We start from the raw sequence: 856 nt of genomic DNA on the forward strand, positions 1-856 counted from the left end.
GGACGACCGCCCCGGCGCGGCGCCCGGGGCCGCGCCGGGGCGGTCGTCCCGGCACCGACGGCGAACACGCCGGCATCCCCGTGGCATCACGGCGAACACACGGCCTCGCGCCGGACGTTCAGCACGGTTCAATGGCCGTATGACGCACATACGCGAGCGCTCCCAGCCGTCCCGGCCCTCCCAGCCGGAGCTGTACGGCGACGGCCTGTGCCTCGGCCCCTGGGACCCGGAGTCCGAGACGCACGCCGAGGCATGGCTGCGCGGACACGCCGACCCGGAGTTCCAGCGCTGGAACACCCCGCTCGTCCCCGTCACGGACCGGGACGGCGCCCGTGCGTCGCTGCGCTCCAAGGCGCGGCAGGCGGCCGACGGCAGCGCCGTGTCGTTCCGTATCGCGGACGCGGACACCGGCACGATCCTCGGCCACATCGGCGTCAACCTGATCGACCGGTCGATGCGCTGCGCCCGCGTCGGCTACTGGGTCCTCCCCGAGGCCCGCGGCCACCACGTCGCCACCCGCGCCCTCACCCTCGCCGCCCACTGGGCCTTCACCGACCTGGACCTCCACCGCCTGGAACTCGGCCACGCCCTCGGCCACGACGCGTCCTGCCGTATCGCGCGACGCTGCGGCTTCCGCCCCGAAGGCACCCTCCGCGGCGCCATGTGGGAGGCGGGCAGCCGAGACACCTTCCGCGACACCCACCTGCACGCCCGGCTGGCGACGGACGAGGCGGCCCCGGGCGGGGTCGGCCTTCCGCACGTCACGCCCAGCTGAGGCGCTGCCCCCCGGGGCCGACCCGCAGCCGCATGCGGTCGGCAGGGGGCGCGCCCGACACCGGCTCGCCGACGGTCACCG

The 856-nt window shown here is 76.3% G+C and carries 1 protein-coding gene; it reads left to right on the forward strand.

Annotated features, from left to right (window positions below; translation table 11 throughout):
• Window positions 1-139 precede the first annotated feature (139 nt).
• Window positions 140-775, forward strand: coding sequence for a GNAT family N-acetyltransferase (locus CCN42_RS39710; protein ID WP_086741999.1), 636 nt, complete (start codon window positions 140-142; stop codon window positions 773-775).
• Window positions 776-856 lie beyond the last annotated feature (81 nt).

The sequence above is a fragment of the Streptomyces glaucescens genome (assembly GCF_002154375.1).
Classification (GTDB): domain Bacteria; phylum Actinomycetota; class Actinomycetes; order Streptomycetales; family Streptomycetaceae; genus Streptomyces; species Streptomyces glaucescens.